This window comes from Aliivibrio sp. SR45-2 (assembly GCF_963890165.1).
Classification (GTDB): domain Bacteria; phylum Pseudomonadota; class Gammaproteobacteria; order Enterobacterales; family Vibrionaceae; genus Aliivibrio; species Aliivibrio salmonicida.
In genome coordinates this window covers 1-20,728 of sequence record NZ_CAWPRC010000180.1, presented here as the reverse complement: position 1 = coordinate 20,728, position 20,728 = coordinate 1, and the positions used below count along the sequence as shown (strand labels likewise).

General features: G+C 36.9%; 16 protein-coding genes. All 16 read right to left on the bottom strand.

Going from position 1 to position 20,728, the window contains the following annotated elements; translation table 11 throughout:
• Nucleotides 1–905, bottom strand: a 905-nt coding sequence (locus AACV33_RS16860) for a hypothetical protein (protein WP_220488715.1), incomplete at its 3' end; no start/stop codon positions are given.
• 8 nt (nt 906–913) lie between these two features.
• Nucleotides 914–2,344, bottom strand: coding sequence for a protein kinase domain-containing protein (locus AACV33_RS16855; RefSeq protein ID WP_182700450.1), 1,431 nt, complete (start codon nt 2,342–2,344; stop codon nt 914–916).
• Nucleotides 2,337–3,029, bottom strand: a complete 693-nt coding sequence (locus tag AACV33_RS16850) for a PP2C family serine/threonine-protein phosphatase (RefSeq protein WP_182700449.1) — start codon at nt 3,027–3,029, stop codon at nt 2,337–2,339. Before AACV33_RS16850 ends, AACV33_RS16855 begins: the two co-directional genes overlap by 8 nt.
• On the bottom strand, nt 3,030–3,707 hold the full coding sequence (locus AACV33_RS16845) for a vWA domain-containing protein (RefSeq protein ID WP_182700448.1): 678 nt from the start codon (nt 3,705–3,707) through the stop codon (nt 3,030–3,032).
• 102 nt (nt 3,708–3,809) lie between these two features.
• A complete protein-coding gene (gene hsdR / locus AACV33_RS16840; protein WP_182700447.1) occupies nt 3,810–7,346 on the bottom strand; it encodes a type I restriction-modification system endonuclease in 3,537 nt (1,178 codons plus the stop codon).
• 219 nt (nt 7,347–7,565) lie between these two features.
• The gene (locus AACV33_RS16835; RefSeq protein WP_182700446.1) at nt 7,566–9,866 is read right to left on the bottom strand and encodes an EH signature domain-containing protein; all 2,301 of its coding nucleotides are present in this window, start codon (nt 9,864–9,866) and stop codon (nt 7,566–7,568) included.
• A complete protein-coding gene (locus AACV33_RS16830) occupies nt 9,859–10,515 on the bottom strand; it encodes an OmpA/MotB family protein (RefSeq protein WP_182700445.1) in 657 nt (218 codons plus the stop codon). The genes AACV33_RS16835 and AACV33_RS16830 overlap by 8 nt, the downstream gene beginning before the upstream one ends.
• Nucleotides 10,515–13,100: a hypothetical protein gene (locus tag AACV33_RS16825; protein WP_182700444.1), complete on the bottom strand. Its 2,586-nt coding sequence runs from the start codon at nt 13,098–13,100 to the stop codon at nt 10,515–10,517. The genes AACV33_RS16830 and AACV33_RS16825 overlap by 1 nt, the downstream gene beginning before the upstream one ends.
• Nucleotides 13,101–13,129: 29 nt before the next feature.
• Nucleotides 13,130–13,465 carry a hypothetical protein gene (locus tag AACV33_RS16820; protein WP_182700443.1) on the bottom strand — a complete coding sequence of 112 codons (336 nt, stop codon included), beginning with the start codon at nt 13,463–13,465 and terminating at the stop codon, nt 13,130–13,132.
• A gap of 6 nt (nt 13,466–13,471) precedes the next feature.
• The gene (locus AACV33_RS16815; protein WP_182700442.1) at nt 13,472–14,572 is read right to left on the bottom strand and encodes an HNH endonuclease; all 1,101 of its coding nucleotides are present in this window, start codon (nt 14,570–14,572) and stop codon (nt 13,472–13,474) included.
• The gene (locus AACV33_RS16810; RefSeq protein WP_061004444.1) at nt 14,569–15,279 is read right to left on the bottom strand and encodes an OmpA family protein; all 711 of its coding nucleotides are present in this window, start codon (nt 15,277–15,279) and stop codon (nt 14,569–14,571) included. The genes AACV33_RS16815 and AACV33_RS16810 overlap by 4 nt, the downstream gene beginning before the upstream one ends.
• Before the next feature lie 2 nt (nt 15,280–15,281).
• Nucleotides 15,282–17,051, bottom strand: a complete 1,770-nt coding sequence (locus AACV33_RS16805) for a hypothetical protein (protein WP_182700441.1) — start codon at nt 17,049–17,051, stop codon at nt 15,282–15,284.
• A gap of 166 nt (nt 17,052–17,217) precedes the next feature.
• Nucleotides 17,218–18,195: a hypothetical protein gene (locus AACV33_RS16800; protein ID WP_182700440.1), complete on the bottom strand. Its 978-nt coding sequence runs from the start codon at nt 18,193–18,195 to the stop codon at nt 17,218–17,220.
• 104 nt (nt 18,196–18,299) lie between these two features.
• Nucleotides 18,300–19,439, bottom strand: a complete 1,140-nt coding sequence (gene csm6, locus AACV33_RS16795; protein ID WP_182700439.1) for a CRISPR-associated ring nuclease Csm6 — start codon at nt 19,437–19,439, stop codon at nt 18,300–18,302.
• Between the two features lie 136 nt (nt 19,440–19,575).
• Nucleotides 19,576–19,887, bottom strand: coding sequence for a hypothetical protein (locus tag AACV33_RS16790; protein ID WP_182700438.1), 312 nt, complete (start codon nt 19,885–19,887; stop codon nt 19,576–19,578).
• Nucleotides 19,884–20,728 (bottom strand): site-specific integrase (locus AACV33_RS16785; protein ID WP_182700437.1); only part of this gene is annotated, 845 nt, incomplete at its 5' end. The genes AACV33_RS16785 and AACV33_RS16790, both read right to left, overlap by 4 nt.

The window sequence follows — 20,728 nt, the reverse complement described above, 5'->3', positions numbered from 1 at the left end:
TGCAACTCAACTTCTGACATTGAGAAGGGTTCTCCAAGAACTTCTAATTCATTTTTATATTTTTCAAAAAAAACCTTTAATGACTTATCTCCAACCTTAAATTTAAATCTAATTTCGGTGTCTGAGTCACTATCGGTGGATTCGTATTCAAGGAAACCAACTGCTTTAGCTAACCTAGAGTGTTGTTCCCAGTGGAGATCTGAGTATTTTTGCCAAATTTTAAAATAACTAGCGTTATCCTGGAGATGCTGTTCAAGTTGATGATTGTACTTTGAACTATTTAATTGTTCTTCAATACCATCTAATTCTAATGCATGATTTCCATAATATGCATAAAGCTTATCTGCGTCACCGTCAAATTGGCGAACTGAAGAAAGGTGCCAATTTTTCCTAACCTTATCAACTAACACCTTGTGATTTTTACCAATAAGGAAAAATGAGTCCTTCGAATTGTCAGGAAACTCAATAAAGATCCCACCTTTATCATCTTTTGCAAAGACGAACTCGTCATGAAACCATTTACGAGCACTCTCAACGTCTAAAACGCTTGAAACTTGCTTTTGGATAGCTTCAATAAAGGTGGGCTCGATTTTAAATTCGATATTCTCATCGTAACTATCAATTAGGTCGACATAGCGAATCGCTAACGCACGAGTGTTTTTGTAGCAAGAAATAGCACAAATTTTTCTGGCTTTACTCCCTGATACTGCCATAGCAAGAGATGTGTTTTTAAACTTAACTTCAGCAAAGAAACCTTTAGCTCCTTGTTTGACATAGTATGAGTCTATTTCAAAAAACAATTCTACTTCTTCACCAATTTTCCAATTCAAATTTGCATCATTAGGATCTTCGAAAACAAGCTCGATCACGTCGGCTGTAAGGCATTTAGTATCTAATAAGTTCATAATTTAATTCACACCACTTGCCATCGATAAGCCTTAAATAAATCAATAAGATCTGGATTGGTTTCATCAGATTTTAACCACGTTGTAAACTCATAAGGATCAGTAGCGCTGCGACGTTCTGCGCCTATTCTCTGCTTATGTGTAATTTGATGGACTTGCGATGCATTTCTACGAGATATATTGCAAACCGCATGCGACTCGGGAATAAAATATATATCCCCCTTGCTCATGGTAACGGTTAAGTTTGCATCATTTTCAAACCATAGTTCTGTATTGTATGGCGCAGAATTAAATGTTAGAGACATACCGTTACTAACAACACGCACATTATCAGTCTCAATGAAGCCTTCAGACGCATTAAAGGTATATTGCGAATCCTCTTCATTTAGGTATATAACCTGCCTTAATACCGCATAATACTCCTGCCCTACGGAAGTAGAACAAAATGGACAAGTTTGTTCATCGAATTGGAGGCTGGTAAAATAATGACTACTGCAATTTGGGCATTCTATTAAATGGTCTAGTGCCTCTTGTATGACTCCACACCAAGTGCTTAATGAAGGCCTTTCATAAGGAGAAGTTTTTCCTTTGGCAAAACACTGCTCAAATAGCTTATGAAGTTTTTTATTCGCGACTAAAGTCAAATCAATGCCACCAGTACTTTCATTACTTTCATCTTCGGCATCATATACCCAAGGCAGCTCGCCTCTATAAGCTTGTTCTTCTACTAACTCTGGTTCACCGTCTTCAACTTGAAGTCCTTTAAATGGATGTTGATGCGTAAGAAACTCAAAAGCCATCACTGCAAATGACCATTGATCCGTTAATGCGTTAACGCCCATATCGCCTCTAACTACTTCTGGTGCACCGTATCCAGGCGTATATATGTGAGTAAATCCTTCTCTTTCGTTAACACATAAGTTGTCACAATCAATAAACCAAACTTCTGAATAACGACTATCTTCCGAAACAAAGATATTTGCTGGAGAAATATCACCATACGCATAGCCTCGGCTGTGGAGTTTCGCTAACGTTTTTGCGACTTTAAGCAGAATTTGAAGGCGTCTTTTCAAGCCTCCAGTTTGTATGTACTGCTTAATACTTTGGTTATCTACTAGATCACTAAAACTTTTCTCTAATATATTTTGAAGCGGGATCAGCCCATCCATTAGCTCCATAACATAACCTAGCCGAGGCTTAGTTATTTGTATTTTTGGGAGAGCTAAATTTAATCCTGTTAAGTCTTGCCTTAGACTCCAGTCTATTTGTTTTTGCCACTTCTTTATTGCCGATTCATTTTTAGTATTTAGGATTTTTACTAAAATACCATTTATCTGAGTTTGACAAACAATACCTTGTCCGCCTTGACCAACTCTTTTAGTAAGCTCATATGCATTGTCATGCTTGTCGTAGACAGTACTTTTCTTTTTATTATTCATTTATTAGAACCACTGCTATTGTTTTGTCATCTGTATGATGTGGTGTAGGCCAATTATGTAATAGGCCTTTTAGGTTTTTCTTAATAACTCTTAAACTTCCTGTCTGAGCACGCTTTAGTATGGAGTCACAAAATCCAAGGTGATCTTCAATATCTTCTGAAATTCCGTCTGTCATTAGTACTAATCCACTAATTGCCTGACTTAATCTACCTCTACCGATACGCCAATCAGAAAGTTTTTTACTAAGACCCAGGCCTGTTGTCTCGTTTGAGAACAACTCATCTTCAGAAAAAGAGTGATTAATAATACTGTTGCAAATAACACCATCGCCAAGTTGGATAAAACGGTATTCACCTTTTGAATTGCCCCAGACAACCATTAAAGTAGTAACGGCATCATTTGGTTCTATGTTTTTGTCTTTTAGTCCAGCAAGCCACTTGGTATAGATGTCAGTGATAAGCTCTTTATCAGAAATGTCTTCGCTTTTATCTAAGCAGATGTTGACAGCTAAATACGTTGCTAATTTAGAACCTATATGGGACAAGTCTCTAGACCCCATACCATCAGCAACTGCTACAGCCCATCGACCATTCCTTTTTTTTGATGTGACAGCATCTTGATTTGGAATTTTCAACTCAGAATGCGAAGGACCGATAACAGTCGTTTTTAATATGCTAATTTTCATTTATAGCGGAATATCTAAATCATCATCAGCCAATTCGTTCTGAACAAACTCTAGTTTCATTGGTTCATTTGGTTTTTGACTTTTAGAATGATTAGCAACACTCATGGTCACTGCACGAAAAAAGCGAGCGATTTCAGCTGCGTTATGTGCAAAAAATAAAGGAGCTTCTAGGTCGTTTCCAAAAGATTCAAGTAAAGCATTATCGGCATCATTACCGATAGACAGAGCAAACCTCGTCGCTTTTTTAGCTCTTTCACTACTTAACAATGCATCAAATGAGTTTTTATAGTTATCTGTTGGGTACCCATCAGAAACTAAAATGATGATTGGTTTGTATGCTCTATAAGGAATACATTCTTTATTTTCGATCAAGTCCTTAACCATTGTACAAGCAGCCCCTAAAGGAGTGGTTCCTCGAGCAATGAAGTTTTCTATTTGCTCTATTTGGTGAGCAGGGGTTAGAGGAAGGTGTATTGCAGCTTCACCACCGAAGGTTACAATAGATAAATGAATTTCTGCTCTCAGTCTACTTTCACTCGCAAAACTCGATATCATGTCCTTAATTGATCGATTTAACGCATCAATTTTCCCATCGATACTCATGCTACCACTTGTATCAGCCATTACGATTACAGGTAAAGGACGTGCTTTATTTGCCACAAATTTATTCAGTTCCATAATTTTCCTCAAATTATAAGGTACTTGATAATTGTTTTGATATTTGCGACTCACTCAATCAAACAGCAAAACAAATAGTGTTTAAGACTAGGTGTTATCAATTTATGCAGGTTCATCCCACATAAATTCATTGAACTGAAGCAGTATGCCATCTAATTCATCATTAAAGATTTTCATAAGCTTACGTTTTCCGCCACTACGCTTGTAATTACCCGTTTTGAAGGTGTCGTCATCCAGCACTACTTTCTCTTTTATTGAATTCGCGATGCGATCAAGCCATTGCAGTTGAACGGGTTGCCACTCTTGGCTTGATTTTATTCTGTCTAACGCTATTTCGACTCGTTGTTCAAACGGCAATAACGCATCCCCAATGGCGGCACGACGAATGTGACCAATTAATCGTGCAGCTATGTCTTGGTTTGTACTCTCTTTCCATGCGGTTTTTAGCGTCGGTTCATTGAAGTTTTGTGCATCGAACCACTCTTGTAGTTCTAATAGGCCTTTTCGTGTTAAATCTCGTGGACGGTTGATGATGATGTCTAACGCGTCTTGTAGATTGGCTGAACGTGTGACTAAGCCATCGAACGCGTCTAAAAAATCGTCGGCGTTTTTGTGCTCGCCGTACAGGGTTTCCACTTTGATCACGGCATCTTCTATATCCGTGAAGATCGGCATGTCACGCAGTTCATTAATGTCTAGCTTTAGCTGCTCTAAACGTCCTACCATGTTTGGCATAGCATTGAAGATCTCGGCTGACCATTTTGGCCCTTTCTCTTTGAGCGTTTTGGCAAGCCCTAAGAAGTCACACCCTACGTTATCCATGCACAGTTCATCAAAGCGTTTAATGTGCGCTTCAATCTCTTTGGATTTATCACGGTTAAAATGAGCATGGCTTGTGATGCGTTGCAATTTGGCTATCAACTGCTCATGGCTATGCTCGGCAAAACTGCGTCCGTCCGCCTCTATGGTTTTATAGGTTTCTGAATCGGTAATTTCGTTGACTAAGGTTTGTAGCTCCACCGTTGGACGAACGACCACCGGGCGCATGGTATCGACGCTTTGTAGGGTTGAATACAAGTCAACCGCATCGAAAATTTTAAATGAGGTTTTACCCACTTCAGGACATTGACGCGTAGCTCGGCCTTTCATTTGCTCGTATAAAATACGGCTGCGTACTTTACGCATAAAGACGATATTACAAATACTTGGTATGTCGATACCTGTAGTTAATAAATCGACCGTAACTACTATGTTAGGTAGGCGTTCTTTATTAAAACGGGTGATCATAGATTGCACTTTATTGGCGTCTTTATCTGAATCGCCCGTAATTTTGATGATCGCATCGTGTTCTAATTGCGGATATTTTGTTTTAAATGCCGCGCGTAATTCTTCCACCACAGAATCTGCATGGGTGTTGTTCACACAAAAGACTAAGGTTTTTTGCGGACTGGTTGGATCAATATGATGCACCAACTCTTCACATACCACTTTATTGAAATTTGAGGCGATTAAGGCTCGATTAAAATCGGCAACTTCAAATCCTTGTTCATCGTTTAAGGTGTCGTTAATTAACTCGCCTTGGTTTGATAAACGTTGAACCTCACAGCCTTGCGATAAATACACGCCACCTTCACTCAATCTTGTGATGATACGAATTGGTGGTTCTTGATCGGTTAAGAAGCCATCAATAACGGCTTTTCGATAGCTGTAACGGTACACTGGCTGTTTCTTATCTCCACCAAAAATGTCGATGGTATGCAGTGCAGGCGTTGCGGTTAGAGCAATTTTCACTGCATCAAAATGATCGATAATACGACGATATGAGGAGATAAAATCTAACTCATTACGGAATTTTTCTTCACCTTCGGTCTGCTCTTTATCAAGAATATAACCTCGGTGCGCTTCATCAATAATAATGCAGTCGTAACGACCAACAGGCATGGTCTCGTCACTTTGCAGTGTGCGTTTTACCAGTGATTGAACCGTTGCTACGTGGATCTTGGTGCTGTCCTCTGGAAAACGGTCGGTTAACCCTTTTACATTGAAGATACTGTTAAATGTGTCGCCTTTGATGTTGGTGTCTTCAAACGAATCTAACGCTTGTTTACCCAATGAGGTGCGATCCACCAAAAACAGCACTCGCTTGAATCGTTGTGACTGAATTAGACGATACATTAATGCAATGGCGGTACGTGTTTTACCTGTACCTGTTGCCATTGCTAACAGAATATCTTGTTGGCCTGTTATGATGGCTTTTTCTGTCGCTTGTACGGCTTCTTCTTGATAATAACGCAGCCCAAGATCGCTCATGTCGACATTATCGCTAAACCAACGGTTACTGTGTTGATTGTCACTTTCTAGTTTGGCAAGTAGCTCTTCTGGGCTGTGCCATTCTGGGAGTGCTTTTGGCATATTAGTCGCATGACGAACGTCACGATACCAAATTCCGCTTTTGGTTTTTATTGCTGAGCGATAAGCACGACCGTTGGCAGAAAAACAAAATGGGATTTTATACGACTCTGAGCTGGATGAATCAGACCATGTGGGTAAATACGTTGGCAATAATTCGGCAATTAGATCGAGTACGGTTTGATCATTCGCGGCTTGCTGTAATTCATTACGTAGAAAATCGTTGTCAAAGTATTTACTGTAACGATAAGCTTCACTCAATTTTGCCACTACGTCTTTATTGGCTTTTTTAGCTTCAATAACACCAATGGCCTTTAGACCAATGAATAGAATGTAATCGGCAAAGCCTGTTTTACCCGTTTCATCTTTGCCTGTTGGCCACTCGGCAATCGCTATATTTCGACCGATTTGTGGGCGTGTACCGTTGGCAAAGCTAAGTAACTTGCTATCAGCATCCCACCCTGCTTTTCGCAGTTGGTTATCAATGAGGTAACGGCTTTCACTTTCATTAAGATCCAAAGAGCGAGAAGCTGCTTGATCGGTAATTTGTTTTTTGTACGCTTTACGCTCTGCTTCTGTTTTCTTGGCAATTTCTTCGTCTTTTTCTTTTAGCTGAGCTTGTAGTGCTTTAATGCGATCTTCGGTTTGCTCTGCTGTCTCTTCTTGCTTACTTTCAAGAACAGATATATAGCCATTTAATGCTGTTAGCTTGGCATTTTGTGCAGCGACTTCTGCTTTAGTTTGCGTTTCGCTTTGACGAGCTTCAGCTAAGGCTTCTTTTAATGACAGCAGCTCTTGCTCAAATTGTTCGCTATTTTCAGAACTTGGTAATTGAAATACTGGAGCAACAAAATCATATGTTTTAGTGACTAAGCGGTAATACCAAACAGCCAGACGGTACACTAAGCGTAAGCACATTTCCGCATCTTGTAAGTCATCATGGTATTCATGTACCGCTTGATTGCCAATTTTACGAAGCTTATGAAAAACCGATAAAATGCTGTCATCAACAAATGGGATTTTACCTAGTTCACGTAAAAGGTCGTGTTGGTTATCAGGGGCTTCTATGTCCAATAGCTTAGCCAGGTGCTTTGCTGTAGCTTCACCAAAAATTCGAGCTTTCACTAATGTTGTGTTTGGGTCATCAGGGTAGTTTTTCTCTGCTGCACGAGCAATCGTGAACATGAAATCATTAACGCCTTTTAAGAACTCAAAATTTGATTTTTCCATAGATACCTAGCTATTTTATGAAATCTTTTTGTTTACATTACTGCCACTTATGATTTTTATTGGCGTAAATAAAGCATGCTATTTTATACCAGAAATCTGAGGGTAAAACGATGATGTAGGTGGGCGAAAATAGAATGTTTATTAAAAATTTCTTCTTCACCCCCCCCTATACGTATAGTCTTATACAAGAAACAGAGAGGGATTAGAAACTTCATTATATTAGTACACATCTTTGATGTGTTTCGATAACATTAATTTAGCGGCTGCGTCATTAAGCTTTATTAGTAAATTTAAAGTCAATTCATAATCATCAATTCTATTTTTAAATTTAGACATCGTTACAATATCCCATAATAAATCAAAAGCATTCTGATTATTTTGCTGTGCTGCTTTATATAAAGATTCAATCCCTTTATGTCTAGATATTTGGGATGCCTGCTTAGATAAAAAGCTCCCTTTTTCTATAAGTGCTTCGACATTTTTAATATTAGCTAATATATCCAGAGCCTCTAAATAAGTATCAAAACGTTTGTTCTTTTTTGCTTTTTCAATAACTTCCCACAAAAAAGGAATAGTTTTTTGCTGATCAATACTTAACGCATTTTTTAAAAAATGTAATCCCGCTTTTCTGTCTGAAGGAGCAAGTCTTCCTGATAATCGAACTCCATAAATACACATTGAGTCATAATTTCCAGACATTGCTTCTTTTCGAAGCTCTTCGACTTTTTTCATGCCTCTACTGTCTGATATTTGAACATGATTTTCCGCATCATCTTTAAGGGCTGTAATACTATATTTTTTTGCTGCTTCAACAGCTTCAAGATGATTCTTTCCTGCAGCCTTCGCAATCCATGTTTCACCATCAATTCGACTTTTAGGTGAATTACCACGACCTAATAAAAGGCTTCGACCCAATTGCCACATAGCTTCCGAATTACCTTGCTCAGCTGATTTCTTAAGATAAAGCTGATACTCATCCTCATTACCTAACTGACGGGCAGTATAAGCTTTCGTCAGGTATACATTACTTTTTTTCTGTAAATCTGACTGGTTCCCATATTTCGCTGTTTTGAATTCATCTTGCCAAAAACGCTCAACCCATGGAGCAAGCTTACGTGAACGCTCATCTAAATAGCTAAAATCGGGCTTAATAAGACCTGTTTTAGAGTTATATTGATTCACTGAGGGTGGTAGCCCTCTGAAATAAGGTAAATTATCATCAGGAACTACTTTTAATTTTGTTCTCAATAATTTTTCACAAAAATATTGCCATGATGAAACATGATCGTGAACATCTAATTGTGATATTTCACGTATCGCATCAACAGTTAAATCTTCTGACTCAAATAAGCGTTTTGCATTCCATTCATTATTTTTAAAAAATCGAGTCTCATTTAAGCCTCCACGTAAAAACTCTACAACGATAATTTTCTCTAATTCGAAAATATATACTTCATAATTACTTTCTTTTTCTTCAGAGAAGGCTTCAATTTGTGATGAAAGCTTTTTCGTCGTTTTCGAAATAAAGTTATATGTTAGCGAAGGTAAAAGACAACGGATGCGATTAAATCTCGAACTATAATTCGACCAAAACATAGTTCTGCTGTGTATTTGACGAACTTCATGCTCTTCTAATTGTAAAGCCTCAACTCCATCTATACTGCAAATCAATCTAGAAATATTCTTTAATTCATAATAATTAGAAATATTGAACTTTTTCTTTAACGTTAATTTACTATTCTCATTCAAGTCATACCAGAAAGAGTCATCTACATCTGGCATGCAATACTCAATGATAATTTTTTTTAATTCAAAACCGTAATCATCATAGCTATTAATCGCTTCTTCACAAAACATTAAGCGCTCTTGTGTTGTTTTAAAACTATAAAAACATCGGTCTAACCAAGTATCTGACTTATGGTCTAATGGGTCACTTACTGCACTAATAAGCTTATCTGGTAGCATTTGATAATATTCATTAGCTTTAGGTAACTTTAATATAGAAATCCTTTGCAAAGGTGTCATAAATGATTGAATACAAGATAAGGCTAATTCATCCCAGTCTTTTGATTGTAAAGAAATTAACCAATCTAATTTTTCTTTATTTTCATAATTAGTAACTACCTTTCGTGCTATATGCATGCTGCTCAGTAAGTCTTTATGAATTGAAGATTTTTTCCCATCGAGAGCTAGCCCTACTTTAAAAAATGCAATATCAGCCAATAATGAATTAATGCCAATAGCGGTCCAAATTGCTCGACATGCATCATAAGCTTCATCAGTATTTAGTTGTTTCCATTGCGCCGCATTTTCAATAACATCCAACCACTCTAAAATTGATATTTCGTCACTTTTATCTGCATCAACTAACCGAATAATTTCTTGAATACTTTTAGGAGGAAAACTTGGTAATAAAGTATCTATACCATCTATATGGAAAAAATCATCGAATGGCATTCGATCTATATTATTCATCCCTGGTAATTTAGGTTGATTAAATGTAAAGCCTTTACTAGTCAACTTTCTCTACCTCTGAAAAATATCCCAAAAATTGATCATCTTTAAACTGAAAACGGAACTTTACTTTTCGATCTGATGGTTCAGTTTTAGTTTGATCTGCTTCAATAGGACCACGGCCTGAAATCACTGTTTTATTGAAAAAAGCTTTTTTATGCTGAAATCGCATACTATTGACAAATGCCGTTACGCTATTTGCTCGTAATACACTTAGTTCCATATTTCGATTAAAGCTACCTTCGGAACTTGAATGCCCTTCAATTACTATTCGGGATATTTCATTTGTCGTTTCCGGTGATTGAAAAATCACATTAGAATATATTGGTATGAATTTTTCTAAAAACTCTTTACCTGACTCTTTAAGTTTATAGTCATTTTGATCAAATAAAATTGAATCAAGAATAGATATATCACCAGTTTCGCTATCTGCTTGAACCTCAATACCAGAGCTTTGCAGTGCATCATTTATTCCCTTAATGATAACCACTCGCGTCGTTTGACTATTTTCATATACTTCTGATATTTGCACCAAGGCACTAATTAATAGCAGCGCAAATATCATCAATAATACTGACATCAAATCACCAATAGATAACCAAACGCCAGACTCATCAGTGTCTTCGTTTTGAGTTGAACTCCGCAAGCTTCGCATTATGCGCTAACTCCTTCAGAACGATGCTTATCGGCTTCAAATTCACGATTTTGTACTTGTGAATTAATTAAATACCCAGCGGCTTGTGACAACTTATTATGAATAGAGCTTGCGGCAGTATCAAAATCAGTAAAGAAGCCCTCGAAACTTTGATTAGCGCGAGTGAAATAATCATCCATTGCTTTAGGTAAGTTTTCAGTAACATCATTAAACGTGGCGGCAGCCTTTGAATACTCCAGTTTTAATTGACTAATTTCACGTCCCATCGTTTGGGCAGCATCTTGTAGCTCTGCCATTTTAGAGGCTTCATTCAAACCAATAGCTTTTGCGACCTGTTCAATAGTTTTCGCTGATTCTTGAAGTTTTGCATGCTGAGCTGTCAATTCTTGCAGTAAGTTATGACGAGTTTTATATTCACTTTCAAATACTTGACGGAAGTTATCTACTACTCCGTTTAAGCCATCTCTTTGTTTACCTAGACTATCTTCGAGTAAGTTATTCTGTTGAGTGAAGTAACTTGTTAAATTATTTTGATATTGTTCTCGGAATGCTTCTAGTTCTGTTTGAACAGTATGAGACATAGATTGTACTTTCTGATCAATATCACCTAACCCCTGCTCTAACTCAGTTCTTGCTGATATCATTACTGTTGATGCGTCCACTCCTACTTTTTCTATAGTCTTTGCTTGTTGTTTGAATATTATTTGGGAGTCGTTCAAAAGCGAGCCAATTCTACTTTCCATTTCTGTAAATAACTGCTTTTCACCTTCACAGCGACTTTCTACTGATTTTTCAAAATCATTTTGAGCTTGATTCATTAACTTAGCTGCAGTATCACCAGTTTTAGAAATAACAGTTGTTTGATTATCAAAAGATAAAGATATTTCATCAATTAATGATTTAAGACGATCTTCCGTTTCAGTTAACAGCTCTTTTTCACCTTCACGTCGAATTTCAACAGATTCTTCAAAGTCCAGCTGCGCCTTGTTCATTAAGTTTGTTGCTATCTCACCCGTTTTTGAAATTACATCAGTTTGTTTATCAAAAGAGCCCGAAACTTCATTAATTAGCGATTTCAAACGCTCTTCTGTTTCTGCTAATAAATGCTTCTCACCTTCTCGGCGAGTTTCAACTGACTTTTCAAAATCAGTCTGAGCCTGATTCATTAAGTTAGTTGCTGCCTTCCCTGTATTAGAGATAACAGATGTTTGATCTTCAAATGAGGTTGATATTTCGTTTAACAAAGCATTAATTCGACCAGTTACGCTTTCAAATAATTGCTTTTCTGCATATTGCCTTTCTGATAAAGCACTATCCATTGAGTTTTTAATACCATCAAATGCTTGTGCTGCTGACTGTGAACTATCCTCAAATGCAATTCGTTGTTTATCCATACCTTCTGTTGCACTGTTAAGCATTAATTGAACTTCTTGAGCGATAGTTCCCATAGCTCCTTGAGTATCATCTTTAAAACTACTTAGGATTTCTTTCAATGATTCAGCAAAACTTTGTAATTTCACCATCGTTTCTTGCTGGAAATTATCTATCGTTTCAACAGTATTGGCCGTTTGAGTTACAACTTTCTCTACATTTTTATTTAAAAACAGAGTCACTTTACTACTTTTCTCTACAGCTTCTGTTGTTTTGTTTAATTCAATAACAACAGGTTCGATAAGATGAGTTTTCATCTCACCTATCATAAGTTCCATAAGCTCTTTCTGGCTTTGTTCTTTGATATCCTTTAAAGAAGATAGCTCTGTTTTAATACCTTCTAATGCAGGCACCATTTGTTCACTAATTGAATCGCTAACAGCAGACGATATTGTTTCTGCAATGACTTTACCATTAAAAGAATCCCCTAATGTGGATAGTTGATTTACAACTGAATTCATACTACCACTGAGTCCCTCAATCGCTTTTGAAGATTTTATCTGTGCATTAATCGCTTCTTCTTGACCTTCATTTGACATTTGTTTTAGATACATAACAGGGCTAGCTTCAAGATATTGACCCGCTATTTCAGCCATGAATTTAGATTGAGCTTTCGCTATTGAGCTTGAAGAGTGCTTCATTATTGCCATAAATATGGCAGATGTAGATAGGCCAGCTAAAGAGGTATAAAAAGCAGTTTTCATACCTTCAAGTAATTCAGCTGCTGATGCTAGTAAAGCTTTTGAATCTCCAGCCATGCTGAACTCACTAAGCCCTAATGTAATACCTAAAAATGTACCAGTAATACCAATACTTGTTAGTAATGCTGGAACCAATTTATAACGACTAGAATCAAATATTGGGAGCATTTGTGATAAAGGTGACTTTGAAAGCCATTGGTTATTTTTAGCCTCAATTTCATAATAATCACCTTTGTTTTCATAAATCAAATGATCGGTAATCCAAACTAACTCATCACTTGACAGTAGTTTAATATCAAATTTTCCATCAGAAAATCTCTGTTTAAGTGTTTTTATTTGTTTTAGCTTTGTAATTTCATTTTTTTTCGCTTTTAAAGCTCTAATCCAAAAAAAACAAAAACATAAAAGAGTTAAACTAATGAGTCCGAATGTAACAATATTACTTAATATCATATGTACTAATCCACTTAGAGTAGGTATGTTTATTTAATTAATTTTTTAAGTTCTTGAGTTGTAAATATTTCATGAGCGATACGTACTGGTAAGTGCTCAATGTCTGTGCGAACTACTCCATTAATAACAATATTGGAAGACAACCTCACACTGTACATTTCTTCAGCATGTTCATGAGCATCAGTCGCTTCTTTTAAATAAACATCATCAGGGAATTCTCTTAATAAAGTTGCTTGCAATGATGACTTTGTATCTCTAAATGATTTAGTGGCAACAAAATCATTTCCAAATTCATCTCGTGACAATTTCCAAGCATGGTTGATTGTAATTATTCTTTCTATTATTTCATCTAAGCGTAATTTCATTATTAATTACCAACGATTGCTCTGGATTCTTAGGTTTTGAGCATTTTGCTTATAACCTTCAAGAAATTCATTTATATTCAACACTTGCCATCCACACCCCATTGCATCGTCGATGTCATTTTGAGAAATAGCAACACCGAACTTTAAATGTGGCCAAGCAAGCTCAACTTTCGCGCCGATATCACCAAAATCATCTTCAATATAATAACCAACTTCAGGTAATTGATAACGCTCTTGGCGACATGCATACAAAACACCATGAACACCAGGATCTGCAAAATCAAATACTTGTTTCCAGTCACCTAAATCATCTAGCAAACCTTGCTCTTGACGCAATTTATTTATTAATTGTCTTTCACCATGACTTGGTGTCATATGATCGTGGTTATATTGCTTACTATGGCAATCAATACATAACGCTTTTAGATTATTAGGTCGATTATCTGATCTAACACCACTGACATGATGTACATGCAGTAACATACGATGAGAGCGGAGTTCTACGTTACACTCTTCACAAGTAAAGTTTTTTTCTACACGATAATGCGATGATATTTTTGCCCAATCTTCGGTGTAATCTGTTTTGGCCGTTTCAGCCGAACGACTTGGCATGTGTGGAAAGAATGAACTATAAGTCGTAAAAAACTCCTTCATATCGAACTGTTGCACAATAGGATATATTGATTCACCCGTTTTACAGCCTTTATAATTTAGCCGTTTCAAACAATTCTGGCACACTTTCAGTTTTGCCTTAGTTTCACCATAACCAGATGATACTAAAAACTCACCAGAGGTATCATTTGTTACAACGTAGCGCTCAAAACGTCCATTTGCCCGCATACTTTTTAATGTAGAGCAATCTGCTACGTGAAAACGTGCACTAGGACCATTTGCTTTGATGTATAAAGTTACATGCCTGCCCTTGTAACTTAATAAGCCAGATTCAATATCGACATCTTTTAGCTCAACGTCTTTACCTGATGCTAGTTCTAAATCAAGTTTTTCGATATTCGTTTCTGTATAAGCTAAATTAAAGTCCCCTTTCTTTTCAGGTTCCATTAAGTTTATCGCAGATTTTAAGCCTCTAAACGTAACAGTCAGCTTCATACATTATCCAAGATTTTACGGATTTGCTCTTCCGCATTAGTTATGACTCGGAATGACACTCGGCGTGAACGACTTTCATCTTCATCGCCATTTGTTTTTAAGGCTGGTTTTGAAGATGAATACCCTACTGCGGCTACATTTCCTTTAACCCAAGAATAATGTTCTATACGGACGCTATCTAATGTCATTACATAACCTAAAACAGCTCTCGTTCTAGATTGCGATAGTCGCATATTTTTAAAATAAGCTTCGTAATCACTTGAATCGTGATTCCAACGACTTGACGTATGACCTTCAATTTTAATTTCTTGGATTATTGGTTTATAACTTTCAAGAACATCTAAATAACGAGGGAAAAAATCATCTAAAATAATTTGAAAATCACTCGTAAGACTAGATTTACCGTTAGCAAATAATACGTCAGGAGCTGTAAAATTAAGGCTTAATGTTTCTCGGTCTATCTCTGCTCCCCATTGCTTAAGATCAACTTCAAACTCTGTTAATAATGCAATATAAATTGCTTGTTGGGTTTGCTGGTAAGTTTCTGCTACTTCTTTTATTTTGTCACGTTCAACCATTGCATCGCGCATTAAAGCAACAGAGATAAAAAGAAAAACCATCATTAAGCCTGCCATCAAATCTGATACAGACATCCAATGCTCGCCGCTGTCACTTGGACGTTTTGAAGAACCAAATAGTTTATCCATGATTAAGCAACTCTGTTAGTGACAACATTATTCATTTCACGAACTAGTTTCTGATAGTCACGTGTAAATTGCTGAGTGATTGTCGCTAATGCCTCACCCATTTCATTCATGGTTCGATTAATCTCTTGCTGCATTTGGTGATCTAGTACTTCTACTTGCTTTTCAACTGCGTTACCTGTTTTTCCTACTGCTTCTGTAATTTGATCTTCTAAACTATCAAAGGTGCGTCGAACAGCTTGAGCTTGTACTTGGAATACATCTTCTAATGTAGTTTCCAAGCGATCGTGCAGTTTAGTGATTGCTGTTGTTGTTTCTGTTTGAATTTCACGAGTACTCGATAATAGCTCTTTATTAGCTTCTTTTAGAACACTGCCCGTTTCTTTAACGTCGTCTTTAATATCTGCTACAAGAACTCGAAGTTGACTATTTAACTCAGTAATTGAATCTTCTAGATGCTGTCTTATTTGCTCTGTTGTATCTGTTAGGTATGAAGCTGTATTTTGTAATGCTCCTGATGCTGTAGATACATTATCTTGAATATCTGAAGATGCCTCAGCCAACTTACCGCCAAGCTCTTGAGAGCTTTCGATCAACTTACTTGATACTTGATCTGCACCGGCTTCTAAGTTGGTTCGCATGTTTTCTACACTTTGATTTGCTGTAGTACTGAAATTATCGATGATATTTTGTGATTCTTGAAGCATAGATTCATAATGGCTTGATGCCGCTTTCACTGAATCACCAATGACAGTCATTGTGTTATCCATCTGCTCACGAATTTGTGGCATTGCTTCAACTGCTTTATCTCTTAAGTCTTTGAAGGCTTCTAAACGATGTTCAAGTTCGGTCACTTGACCATGACCAAGTTCCATTACTTGATGTAGTTTCTCCATTGTGGCTGGAATCGCTTCAGCTCGTTCATTAATACTTGCTACTGACTTTTCAGTTGATGAGATGGCATCTACACCCAATTGATATTTTGAACTCATATCTTCAAGCTGTTGACGATAGTTTTCTTGCCAATCAACTAATTTTTTTACTGATTCATCAAGTCGCTTAAAGTTTTCGCCAAACTGCTCTGTAAGATTATTATTAAAATCAACAATAACTTCTTTTAATGCATTGATAACTTGTTCTGTGGCAGATTTAGACAGCAACTCACCAAACTCATCCATCTTCTGCCAGAGTGTATTTTTAAATTCATCATTACGTTCATTAGTTTGTTTAAAATGATTATTTAACACACGCTGGCCATCATTAATATCTGTTCTTAAATTTTTAATTTGTGAGGTGAGAGATGAGTCTTCGTCACCCTTGATAGCTGATAACAGCTCATTCGATGCATTTAATTGTTCTGTGGAAGCTTTTAGTTGCTGCGACATAACCGAAAAAATTTCTTCAGGGCCAACTTGTTTATCTTCTACTGAATGCCTTTGTGGAATAGCACCAAGTATTGCTTTATAAGCAATTGAACCAGCCATACCAACTAAGCTAGTTAAAAATGCGGTTTTAAGACCCGCTAATAAAGACTCGATACTGCCATCAATATTTTGAGGATCAAAATCCATCAACCCGACAACAATACCGGCGAATGTTCCTAGAATACCTAAAGAGGTAAGAATATTTGTTGTGCTAGCTGTAAATCGAGCAGCTTTACCTAAAATAGCTAAAACAACTGAGATAACCAGTAAGGCTAGGATTAGGTAGATAAATGCATTAGATATGGTTTCAGCTGAGAATGAAGCGATAAGAGAAGCAAGGTAATTAGTCATAGTCTCGTTTGATATATAGATGAATTTTCGAGCACATCATACCTTAATGGCATGCTATACTCAATAAGTGCTTTTATAAATTATATCATTAATAAATAAGCGATAATTGAAACAATATTGATACTGTTAGTATATGGAAGGTGCTACTAATCCAGCACCTTATTTTTTATGCAGCTTCCATGCGTGAAATAATCACTTCTAATGGTAATTCCTTATCACGAATAAGGTTAACAACGGCTTGAATATCCTCCTCTCTATTTTGTGCCATAGCTTGGTTAATATCATCAATTAACATTAGTGCCTGGGCCTTGGTTAGGTTGCGCAATAAATTAACGCGATTATTAGCCGACATTGCCATTAAATCAGTGGCCGAGTCACTGCTTGTACTCGTTGTTTTCATCATGCTACTCACTGGTTGTTGCGTAGTTTCCGTTTTAGCCATTGGTGCACTATCCTGAATCAGCTCTTTGGCTGCTTTGCCTTCTAGCTGTACGACGTTGTTGCATGATGTATTTTCTTCTAAAGGTGCTAATTTTGACGTTTGCACTTCCTGCTTCATTTGGTATTTAGTTTTTCCATCTAGCAGCTCAGCATAATACGCCATGCTTGGCAGCATAAAATTAAGGTGAGTGATCACTGTCTTTTCTATCTCATTCATTTCTTTTGCTTTAATGTATGCGCCTTGCTTACGAGCTTGTAACGCATAACTGATGGCGTGTTTTACAACTTCTGTACGTTTGGTGCTCACACTCTCGATGTTTTTTGTATCTAAAACTAAAGTTTCTTCTTGTAATTTAAGAGTCGTAATGCGTGTTCGTAACGACTTTACGCTGCTTTGTATCAGCTTATCGTTAGATTGCTTGATAAAGTCTGTTAATTTTACTTTCGTTGGCTTAATAACTTCTTCTGGCTCTAGTTTGCTTGCTTTAAGCTCTCGCTTTACTTCTGCCATGAAGTTATTAATAGATTTACAATCCGATGGGGTTGAGCCTGTGTAGATTGGCTTTGGTACGCCATCAATCAGGACTTTTAGATGGTTATTTTTGGCTCTTTCATAGGAAAAAGGCGTATCAGTGCCAAGCAGATCGTTTAGAAACTTAATAACGCGCTTTTGGTATTTGCTGTAGTTGGTTTGCTTGCACATGATATTGCCTCTCAATGATTATCCGTTTCGTTGAGAGACATAGTAGGTGAGTTGCTGAATTGAGTGGGGTTTATAAGCTTGTGAAAATGAGAGTAATATTCTAATTATTGCAGTTCTTCACCATTACAAATAAAAACCACATTTTTATCGATATGATAAGTTGCACCTGATTTTGCCCCATCAGAATGGACTTTTATTTTATTGAACAATTCAGGGACAAGATTTTTCTTTAATGTCGTATGTAATCCATGAAGGGATTGGCGAATGAAATCTTTATCTAGCTCTTTTAACTCATCGATTGGTTGTTGACGCCATTGGCCTTCATCCTCTAAACCCATAGTCTTATAAAGACGTACATCGGCAGGCATATGGTCTAAGATCTCTAGGTATTTTACCGTGTTATTTTTGTTATCTTCAAAACTTCGATCTAATGTTGCTTTACGCTCTTTTTGAAAAAGAAAGAATAAGAAGATCGCTAGCTTTTTAGCCGTCATTTCCATTTTAATCCCAGCAACTTCAACGGCTTTCTCTTTCGTTGAAATATGCACTTTAACCTGCTCGGTATTGGTGCTGTTTAGGGCAGAAACGGTTTTACAGAAGGAATGCTCGTCTACTTGATTAAGTAAATTACTCTCTATTTGTGTTCTCATTCGCACAAATGGGATCTCAGCTAATGTCACCTTCGCTTCTTTGGCGTTAATCATTTTACTTTCTTTGCCCTGAATAAAATGATCACTTGGGGTTGGGTAATAAAAATCTTTAACAAATTCAAACGTATCATCAACAAATACATGGCTTAATACATCTTGCTCTCGACCATAAAGCGACATCGCATAACCCATATAAAAGGCCATAGTTTTACGTCCACCAGCAATAGAGGCATGAATAGCAATATCTTTTTGCGAAGTAAGATCGGCGATTTTAGCAGTAATGAAATCTGCCATAATGGATTGGTCTTCAATGCCTTTAGCGTCATATAAGGGATTGCCTTCGCTGTCTGCGATTAACCAGATGTGCTCAGAGGTAAATGCGATAGGAGGTAGATCGTAATCATGCAGTAACTGGTTCCACTGACCTTCATCAAACAAACCTTTTATTAAGGTCTGTTTTGAGTTTTCAGTGGTGATAACATAGACTTCTTCAGGAATGGGCTTCCCTTGAGCATGAAGAGCATAAATAGTTTCAGTTAAGACTTGAGGGCTTGCGCCTGTGACAGCGACTAATATATTTTTGTAATTTGCCATGTTACGAATTCACCTAAAGTTACAGATACATACATAACATACCATAAATCAATTACATATAGTGACAGACACTAAATAATTTTATTTCCAATTATAGCAATGTGCAAAATATGCACATTGCTATTCAAATAAGAGATCAATTAAATATAGTTTTAATCGAAATATCAATCCTAGATTCTAATGCCGATAAAATCCAAGTCGCATCTCTTGCACTTCGACTTCGCTGACATTGCTTTAAGACTACAATAATACCTTCAGTAACATGACTAATGAACAGATGCTCTCTACCATATTGGCTAGGACATAATAAGCTTCGTTCTTTTACTAGTTCATACACATCTTCACGAAAGTCATCGATTTCACTATGGGTCAGTGTTTTAAATTGCTCAGTTTGAATAACATCAAAACACAAACTCGTACAGTGGACTGCTAGTGGTGAATAATTCATACTTTCCCTCCCATTGATAGAAAAGCGGCAAACGCACTACCATCGCGTCGTGTTAAATTAGGTACATAGCGTGAATAAACACGAAATAACATCGTTGTTGTTGTATGTCCCATTTGATTTGCAATCCATTCTGGCGACTCTCCTGAAGCTAATAATAAAGTCGCGAATGAATGACGAGTTTGATATGGGTTCCTTGGACGCAGTTTTGCTTTTACTAATGCAGGGTACCAAACTGAACGAGAAACAACCTGATAATTTAACGGCTTCCTTTTATTATTAGTAAATACAAATTTGTCCTTCATATATGCCGTACGTTTGTGCTCTTTTAATGCATCAACTATACGATCTATTAAGTGAATTACACGATATGAACCCGTTGTTTTAAGCCCTGTGACTTCTCCTCTTACGTAACTTTGGCTTACCGTAATGGTTTTATTGACTAAATCTACGCAATCCCACATTAATCCATCAATTTCACCTGTTCTCATTCCTGTGAAAAAGCGTGTGACGTAATAGGCATGGAATTCTTCAGGTACATTTTTAAGGACTTTTTCGACTTCTCCTAGTGAAAATGGATCCACTTCTGTTCGACCAATTTTTAATGCTTTAATATTTTTCCATGGTGAGGTAAAGTCATATCGATCAGCGGCTTCATTTAACAGGACTCTTAGCGGAGTCATTATATGGTTGATGCGTGATGGACTTAAGAATCCCTCAGTTCGTCCCGGTACTTTGGCGAGGATGGAACGAAACTGCAGTATTTGACCTTTATTGATGGCGCTGATCTTCTTATTCCCAAACGTAGGGAGTAAATACTTATTTAACACCCCTTCTACGTCAT